This is a genomic window from Aneurinibacillus tyrosinisolvens (genome assembly GCF_001015055.1).
Lineage (GTDB): Bacteria > Bacillota > Bacilli > Aneurinibacillales > Aneurinibacillaceae > Aneurinibacillus_A > Aneurinibacillus_A tyrosinisolvens.
The window spans coordinates 1-7,564 of record NZ_BBWZ01000087.1 but is presented as its reverse complement, the minus strand read 5'-3'; the positions used below and the strand labels follow the sequence as shown (position 1 = coordinate 7,564).

8 protein-coding genes and 1 pseudogene are annotated in these 7,564 nt (G+C 40.3%); 6 read left to right on the top strand and 3 right to left on the bottom strand.

The features are described from left to right. Positions 1-160: 160 nt before the first annotated feature. Together MBEAL2_RS30875 and MBEAL2_RS34455 are read right to left on the bottom strand one after the other, a co-directional pair. A pseudogene (locus MBEAL2_RS30875) lies at positions 161-238 on the bottom strand (YjcZ family sporulation protein); the annotation flags it as partial. A 314-nt stretch (positions 239-552) separates the two neighbouring features. Continuing rightward, positions 553-873 (bottom strand): hypothetical protein, encoded by a 321-nt coding sequence (locus tag MBEAL2_RS34455; RefSeq protein WP_047155496.1) that lies wholly within the window; start codon positions 871-873, stop codon positions 553-555. 1,169 nt (positions 874-2,042) lie between these two features. Between MBEAL2_RS34455 and MBEAL2_RS28110 the strand changes: the two genes are divergently transcribed. Both MBEAL2_RS28110 and MBEAL2_RS28100 read left to right on the top strand, forming a co-directional pair. Then, complete coding sequence (locus MBEAL2_RS28110; protein WP_047155495.1) at positions 2,043-2,408, top strand: hypothetical protein; 366 nt, start codon at positions 2,043-2,045, stop codon at positions 2,406-2,408. Between the two features lie 1,203 nt (positions 2,409-3,611). Beyond that, positions 3,612-3,899: a hypothetical protein gene (locus MBEAL2_RS28100; RefSeq protein ID WP_047155493.1), complete on the top strand. Its 288-nt coding sequence runs from the start codon at positions 3,612-3,614 to the stop codon at positions 3,897-3,899. Positions 3,900-4,575: 676 nt separating this feature from the next. On the opposite strand, the gene MBEAL2_RS28095 is transcribed toward MBEAL2_RS28100, so the two are convergent. Beyond that, positions 4,576-4,785 (bottom strand): heterocycloanthracin/sonorensin family bacteriocin, encoded by a 210-nt coding sequence (locus MBEAL2_RS28095; RefSeq protein ID WP_047155492.1) that lies wholly within the window; start codon positions 4,783-4,785, stop codon positions 4,576-4,578. Positions 4,786-6,041: 1,256 nt separating this feature from the next. On the opposite strand from MBEAL2_RS28095, the gene yjcZ reads away from it, so the two are divergent. From yjcZ to MBEAL2_RS30845, 4 genes are all read left to right on the top strand, one after another. Beyond that, positions 6,042-6,164: a sporulation protein YjcZ gene (gene yjcZ / locus MBEAL2_RS34270; protein WP_082130241.1), complete on the top strand. Its 123-nt coding sequence runs from the start codon at positions 6,042-6,044 to the stop codon at positions 6,162-6,164. Between the two features lie 214 nt (positions 6,165-6,378). Beyond that, positions 6,379-6,597 (top strand): gamma-glutamylcyclotransferase, encoded by a 219-nt coding sequence (locus MBEAL2_RS28090; RefSeq protein WP_047155491.1) that lies wholly within the window; start codon positions 6,379-6,381, stop codon positions 6,595-6,597. Further along, a complete protein-coding gene (locus MBEAL2_RS32145) occupies positions 6,587-6,763 on the top strand; it encodes a hypothetical protein (RefSeq protein WP_161798319.1) in 177 nt (58 codons plus the stop codon). The genes MBEAL2_RS28090 and MBEAL2_RS32145 overlap by 11 nt, the downstream gene beginning before the upstream one ends. A gap of 329 nt (positions 6,764-7,092) precedes the next feature. Beyond that, the gene (locus MBEAL2_RS30845) at positions 7,093-7,368 is read left to right on the top strand and encodes a heterocycloanthracin/sonorensin family bacteriocin (protein ID WP_082130240.1); all 276 of its coding nucleotides are present in this window, start codon (positions 7,093-7,095) and stop codon (positions 7,366-7,368) included. Positions 7,369-7,564: the final 196 nt, after the last annotated feature.

Genomic DNA, 7,564 nt, shown 5'->3' with positions numbered 1-7,564 from the left:
GGGGTGAAGCTTGATTCGGTATGCCATGAAGTGGGATTCTTTATTTCGGCTTTTACGATAAACAAGGATCGTGCATAATTCACGATAACAAGGTGGCCAGTAAAGGCGACCTTGTTATGATTTGAGTTTCTTCCCTTGAAAAACCAGAAGCGCTTATCGATTAGGGATCACATGTACATGCGATAATCACGAGCAGGATGAAAAGAACAAGAATGATGTCAAATCCTCTTGCTCCGCCACATAATCCTACCCTGAAAGGTCACCCTCTGTTTCAAGATTGCGATTACGTTTAAACTGTAAACGAAGGAAGCGATTTTGACTGGAACCAAGATCGCTTCTTTTTGCTGTCCGATACCCTTTTTTATGTAAAAAAACCTTCGTATTATAGTCCTACAAGGATTTAAATGAGTCTACTAACAGAATTTGTATCAGTAACAATCGCCCATTATGGTTCATATTGTGTTGAGGAAAGTATTGAAATTATTTGGTGGATTCAATCGCTATGCCATTGTTTTTGATTCTCTTCGTTCTGTCATTGTTTTGAGTTGCTGGTTACGCTGCCGGCATAACTGATTCATTTAATAAACGGAGGTTGTAAAAATGGATGATTTTCAAAAAGAACTTCAAGGGTTGGATGTTTCTAATTTTCAGGCGAACCAGATGACTCCTTATGACACTCAAGGTCAACACAATATGGATCAGGCGCGACAATGTGGTATGGGTGTTCGTTGTTTTAATTGTTTCCATAACTGTTTCCATAACTGTTTCCATAACTGTTTCCATAATTGTTTCAACTGCTTCCGTTGTTCTAATTGCTTCCACTGTGGCGGTGGCTGCTTTGGTGGTGGCGGTCGTTAAGGTGGCGGCAGTCAAGGTGGATATCCTTGGTGGTTATATCGCTGACATTTTAACAAAGTAGATGTTGAGACTATTTATATAAAGAGCTTAAAATATTTAACAGTCTACAAGAATCTTGGATCTGTCTCATGATTATAAGACAGATCCTTTAGTCGGGTAAGTCGGGGGCATCGCTGCCCCTTTCTCCCCTCAGAACCGTACGTGAGCCTTTCAACTCGTACGGCTCAAGCCTTCTTTTTTCCCTATAGAAAAGGAAGCTTTCTATAAGGCACGGTCGTTGTTTGATCGTATCCTCGTCACTTACAAAGTAAGCGAAGCGTGCGCGGACTAACCGAAATGATTAGCATACATCGCTGCACGTTCCTTACGTCAGAAGGTAGCCACCAATTTACGCTCCATGTTGAAGACGTGCCTTCAGTCTGCACCCTTTCGGGTTCTGTCATGGCAAAAGCCTTTCGACCGACAGTATCCGTCCCGTTATACCTTTTCGGCTTTCCGGTTGCCTTTCGACGTAACGGCATTCGCTTTCTCTGACATCCTTTACCCGCTAGCACATTGATAGATGTTGCCATCGCTCTACTGCTCACGCAGATACCATCGGGCTTACCAAGTTTCCCTTCCCACAGATACGATGGGGACAGGTGGGTTCTTTACTCCGGGTAAGATGTGGGTCGCGTCAGAGCGGCATTATGACTCCGCTTTTCCTCTTACCAATACCTGAGCTAGGCTGTGTACCATCTCAAGCTAACCTTTACGAAGCTTACAAACCTTCACTTTCGTTCACCGCAAGCTTGTACCGTAAGGTACAGCCTTACCCATCTTCTCCTAGCAGTATTCCGGACAGTACACTCATCCTCTGCCCTCATGCAACCAACCTCTCCGTTACCAGAGACGCTGTTTTGGGCAGAGATAGCCTTTGCGACTAGGCTAGCAGCATACCAGTAAATGAGACTGGCGCTGCACTGTATATAAGAAAGCGACTTTCTTGTCGCACTATAAGTGAAATTATCGGACGCAACAGAGCAGCTACTATGAAGCAAGAACCATAGTAGCTGCTTTAGTTTACATTTTGATTCTGTAAATCATCTATCCTTGAATTTCACGGAGTGCTCAGTGTTAGGATGAATATGTCGATAAGGGAGTGAATAAATTGGATTATCCTACAAAAAAATGGAGGAATGCAAGTGAATCTTATTGAAAAAAAGCACCTCATTAGCGAATTACTCATAGCCGCTTCTTATATTGTTAAAATTGATCATATACAAAATGTAAATAGTATCTTTCATCAATTAGAAGAGATTGTCGCTGATTTATTAGAGGTTCCAATCATTGGTGGCTGCCGAGTAGAGTTTGGTTTAACATTCATAGAACAAGTAAGCAGATTAAGCAAAGAGAAAAAGAATGATGGACTGAGTATTTATATGTACAATTTATTTGAGAAAGCAGAGGATCTTAGACATGAACTTCGAATAGAAGAAGAGAAAGATTTTCAAAAAAAAGCCGTACAAATCAAGTCAACACCGATAATTTATGATGAGAGAGAAGAATGAAACAATCAAATATAGCTATGGAGAATAGCGTAAAGCCTCGGTAAAACTAAGGTTGACGCTTTTTTTTATCTTTTTTTATTCCTGTTATTTTATCCAAAGATTGGCGTAAATCAACCATAATTCAAGTTATGATTAATACGTTAATAAGCAGGAGGAATCTGATACAATGATATTTTTTCAGATTCACCAAAACAAGCCAAATCCTTAATGGATAATGGTTTGGCAAACCATTATGGAATATTTCACTGGTAAAGGAAAACAGCGGACCTTATTCCATCCTATTGCATTTTAATTGCTGATTATCTTGGTGAGGTAAAAAAGGGGCTGGGTAGGGCAATAAACATGCGACTCTTGTATATGAGGTCGGTGTCAAATAACTCATTCTTTCGTTGCATAAAATATCGTTTTTACACAACGGAAATGAAAGATTATATGACACAATGAGGTATAAGGTAATACATACAACATTGTCTTGCAATTGAATAACAATAATACTTACACAGAAAGGGTTGGGAAAATGTCTTTTACTATATCTCGAGCAACAGTCACTTATATTAATGAAAACAGTGGTAGCATTGTAATTCAAGTAGAACTGAACAACGGAAAAAAAATTTTATTATATGGTAAGAAGCAAAATGTATCCAATAAAAATAATGTAACAATAACGAAATTACTTGCTCAAAATTGCAAACAGTGTAACCTTTTGGCTTCTGGCTGCCCATGTTGTATGGAAAAAGAAAAAAAATTAATATTTGACGAATTAATTAAGTTATTTGAGAATGATATTCTAACCCAATTACGGTTTCTTTTGTATGACGACTACTGGAGATTTCTAAAAAACCGTTTAAATAGACAACACACATTTTAGAATTTATTAATCAATTGTCGAGGGTGCCCATTTATAGGGCGCCCTCGACAATTGAATTCCCCACTCTATCCCTATCATTTGATATTACACAGTAAGATATTATTGTTTACCCTAATATTTTCTTGTTAACTTTCGTTGCATAAAAATCACATTTTACGTAACTGATGTTATCGGACCTTAAAAACAAAGCAGCTACACCGGTTTCTGGATAGGTGAGCTGCTGAATTTTATTGGACGCAAACCCAAAAATAAGCGGACTAAACACTTGTCTATAACAAAAACAAGGGACGAGCATATGATAGAGGGAACTTACATGTTAGGAGGGAAACGAAGAAATGGCTACGAACAAACCAAATGTACAAAGGATACAAAGGATAGAAACTACTTTTGAAAAAAATATTTCTAAACACGTAAAAATCCAAACCAAAGATAATAAAGTCTATGAAGGATATATTCAAAAGGTGGAGGATGGTCATGTTTATTTAGCCGTGCCTAAAACAGAAAAGGCAGCTCGCATGGTAAAAACAAACGGCTTTGAATTTGGGCGTAGAGGCTTTGAACGCAGAAGCTTTGGATTTATTTTGATCCCTCTAGCCATCATTGCAGCTCTGTTCCTGCTCTAATCCTAGTGAGCAAGAAGCCCAAGATCTTGAATAAAGGCAGTAACCCAATACCCGTCCTTCTCCATTTATATAAAGCCATACCATCGCTTGATGGAAATGGAGGGGACGCTCATGGGTGGTTTTTTCGGCTTCTATCCAATTTACAAAATACGGGTATTCATCCAACACTCGTCCCTACCTATCTACATAGTATGAATGGAGTTCAATCACTTATATAGGGGAGGTTATACTATGGGATTCTTTGGTGAAGGAAGAGAATTTTCGTTTATTCTGGTTCTGTTTATCCTCTTAGTTGTTATTTCGTGTACAGTATGCGAATGATAATTAATCGGTAATATCCTTGATAACCAAGTTATCGGAGATCATTTGGATTTTAGGCACCAGGATAAGTAATTAGCATAGTTTATCTAGTACGGTAAGACTCCCTTTACTATCCGAAACAAAGAACCCCTCTGACTGATGGATAGAGGGGTTCTTTGCTACTTTGAAGAGAAAATGATGGACGTAGCCTACTAACGACATTAAGAAAAGAGAAGGGCCCGGGAAGACGCTTCTTGTACTACTTTATTTCATCCATCCGATAAATATTCAATTTCATAATGATCATTATCGGACGTTAATAAACATTAAATATGTCTACTCTTCTCCTTAGGCAACCAAGGTTTCCGTTAGGAAACTAGGAACTACGGGCACAACGGGCACAATGGAAGAAACCGCCACCGCATTGACCGCCACCGCCACTACCGCCGCAACGACCGCCACCGCCACCACCACCGCATTGTCGAGTATAATCATAGTACTGGTCTTGAGTGTTGACAGGAATCATCGGACCCGCCTGGAAATTAGAAACATCCAACCCTTGAAGTTCTTTTTGAAAATCATCCATTTTTACAACCTCCATTTATTAAATGAATAAGCTGTGCCAGCAGCGTAACCAGCAGCTGGAAAGAAGGACAGACCGAAGAAAATAAGAAAAACAACTGCGTAGATTCTCTTTCCTCCAAATGAATTTATTCGTTACAAAGTTAACCATATGCAGAAGATAAAAAAGCCGTATAGACGTTTGTCTATTGGACGTACTAAATATTTTTGAACGTTATATGGGATATCGTCCATAATGATAAAAGCAACATAAAAAAGATTATTAGACAGCAAAAAGCAGCTATTTTGATTCCAAGCCAAGGTAGCTGCTTTAGTTTAGTCGGGTAAGTCGGGGGCATCGCTGCCCCTTTCTCCCCTCAGAACCGTACGTGAGCCTTTCAACTCATACGGCTCAGGCCTTCTTTTTTCCCTATAGAAAAGGAAGCTTTCTATAAGGCACGGTCGTTGTTTGATCGTATCCTCGTCACTTACAAAGTAAGCGAAGCGTGCGCGGACTAACCGAAATGATTAGCATACATCGCTGCACGTTCCTTACGTCAGAAGGTAGCCACCAATTTACGCTCCATGTTGAAGACGTGCCTTCAGTCTGCACCCTTTCGGGTTCTGTCATGGCAAAAGCCTTTCGACCGACAGAATCCGTCCCGTTATACCTTTTCGGCTTTCCGGTTGCCTTTCGACGTAACGGCATTCGCTTTCTCTGACATCCTTTACCCGCTAGCACATTGATAGATGTTGCCATCGCTCTACTGCTCACGCAGATACCATCGGGCTTACCAAGTTTCCCTTCCCACAGATACGACGGGGACAGGTGGGTTCTTTACTCCGGGTAAGATGTGGGTCGCGTCAGATCGGCCTTATGACTCCGCTTTTCCTCTTACCAATACCTGAGCGAAGCTGTGAACCATCTCAGGCTAACCTTTACGAAGCTTACAAACCTTCACTTTCGTTCACCGCAAGCTGTACCAAGAGGTACAGCCTTACCCATCTTCTCCTAGCAGTGTTCTGGATGGTACACTCATCCTCTGTTTCCGCATTTCCCTCATGCAACCAACCCCTCCGTTACCAGAGACGCTGTTTCGGGCAGAGATAGCCTTTGCGACTAGGCTAGCAACATACCGGCAAATGAGACCGGCGCTGCACTGTATATAAGAAAGCGACTTTCTTGTCGCACCATAAGTGTTACTATCGGACGTTCATTTTTGTATCAGGCTTGTATCTAAGGCATTTACCTAACACCTGTCCTCTTCTTTGTACATATATATGGCATTATCTCTTAACGTAAAAGGAGGTAAGCACATGGGGTTTTGTCGTGATGAATTTGAATTTTCGTTCATTCTGGTTCTGTTTATCCTCTTAGTTATTATCGCCTGTGCCTGTAATTAAGGTTTATCAGTAATTAAAGCCATCAAATGAAGAAGCTCTTCTACGGCAGAGGGAGGGCTTCTTCATTTTGTTTTTATAACAGAGATTATTGGACGTTACAAAAGTAAACCAATAACAAAAGAATAAATTTTAAGATATTCGGAATATAACCAAAAAAAGAAACCTTTTACGAATAACTATTAAAAACTAAAAAAATTTAGGGAGCAGGTGTAACATGTATCTATTTATATATGGAACAATGCGAAAGGGTGAGGGTGATTCATACTACTCCAACCCAGCTGCATTAGTAAAGGAAAGGGTCTGGACGAATGCTGTACTAGTAGATACAGGTAAAGGATTCGCTGCTCTGGCACCTGGAAACAAATGGGTTACCGGCGAACTGTATTTTGTAGAAGAACAATTGAATGTAATTAAGGGATTGATTGAGCATTAATACATTGAATCCATTACATAAATTCTTTCTAAGACCGATTACCGTTTTTACGGATAAAGAAGAAATTAAAGCAAGTGCATTTATGTATGATACAAGCAAAGGGCTTGATGTTATTCCTAACGGTGATTGGGTTTTTTATCAAAAAAACATAAAAAGTATGCAATAAGCCTTCTCAACTAATATGAGAGAGGGCTTACTTTATTACATAAACCAAGTTATCAGCCTTAAAAGACAAGGCAACTTCCTATACACCAGGAGGACTTACCCGACTACGGATTGTTCGTATTATAGTCTTACAAGGATGTTACATGAATCTACTAACAGCATTTAAATCAGTAACAACCGCCCATCATGGTTCATATTCTGTTGAAGGGGATATTCGAAGCTCAATCGTTACACCGTTGTTTTTTTCATTCTCTTTGTTCTGTCATGCTTTAAAATTACGGGTTACGCTGTCGGCATAACTGATTTATTTACTAAACGGAGGTTGTAAAAATGGATGATTTTCAAAAGGAACTTCAAGGGTTGAATGTAGGCCATTTCGAGGCAGGACAGATGACGCCTGTCAACGCTCAAAGCCAGTACAATCCTAATGACACCCGACTATGTTTTGGCTTTGGTTTTTTTAGTTGCTTCGGTGGCGGTGGCTGCTTTGGTGGCGGTGGCTGCTTTGGTTGCGGCGGTTGTTTTCGTTGTGGCGGCTGCTTCGGTGGCGGCTGTTTTGGTGGCGGCGGTTGTTTCCGCTGTGGTGGGTGTGCCCGTTGTTTCTAGTTTCCCAAGGAGAAGGGTCGCTGTAGTAATTTATGCAGGGGCTCTTCTTCTCTACAAGAGTATACATAAGGGACAAATAGCCGTACATAAGATTACGGAGAAAGTGATGATGTGAAATTGAGAACAACTTACGGCAAGGAGGAGTAAAATGACTAAATTAGCCCCTTCTACGCGCCTGAAAGTGAAAAGGGATACC

Bases quoted from the DNA above. Each gene is read 5' to 3' on its own strand.
- MBEAL2_RS28090 (WP_047155491.1), top strand. From the start codon at position 6,379: ATGTATCTATTTATATATGGAACAATGCGAAAGGGTGAGGGTGATTCA.
- MBEAL2_RS30845 (WP_082130240.1), top strand. From the start codon at position 7,093: ATGGATGATTTTCAAAAGGAACTTCAAGGGTTGAATGTAGGCCATTTC.
- yjcZ (WP_082130241.1), top strand. From the start codon at position 6,042: ATGGCATTATCTCTTAACGTAAAAGGAGGTAAGCACATGGGGTTTTGT.
- MBEAL2_RS28095 (WP_047155492.1), bottom strand. From the start codon at position 4,785: ATGGATGATTTTCAAAAAGAACTTCAAGGGTTGGATGTTTCTAATTTC.
- MBEAL2_RS28100 (WP_047155493.1), top strand. From the start codon at position 3,612: ATGGCTACGAACAAACCAAATGTACAAAGGATACAAAGGATAGAAACT.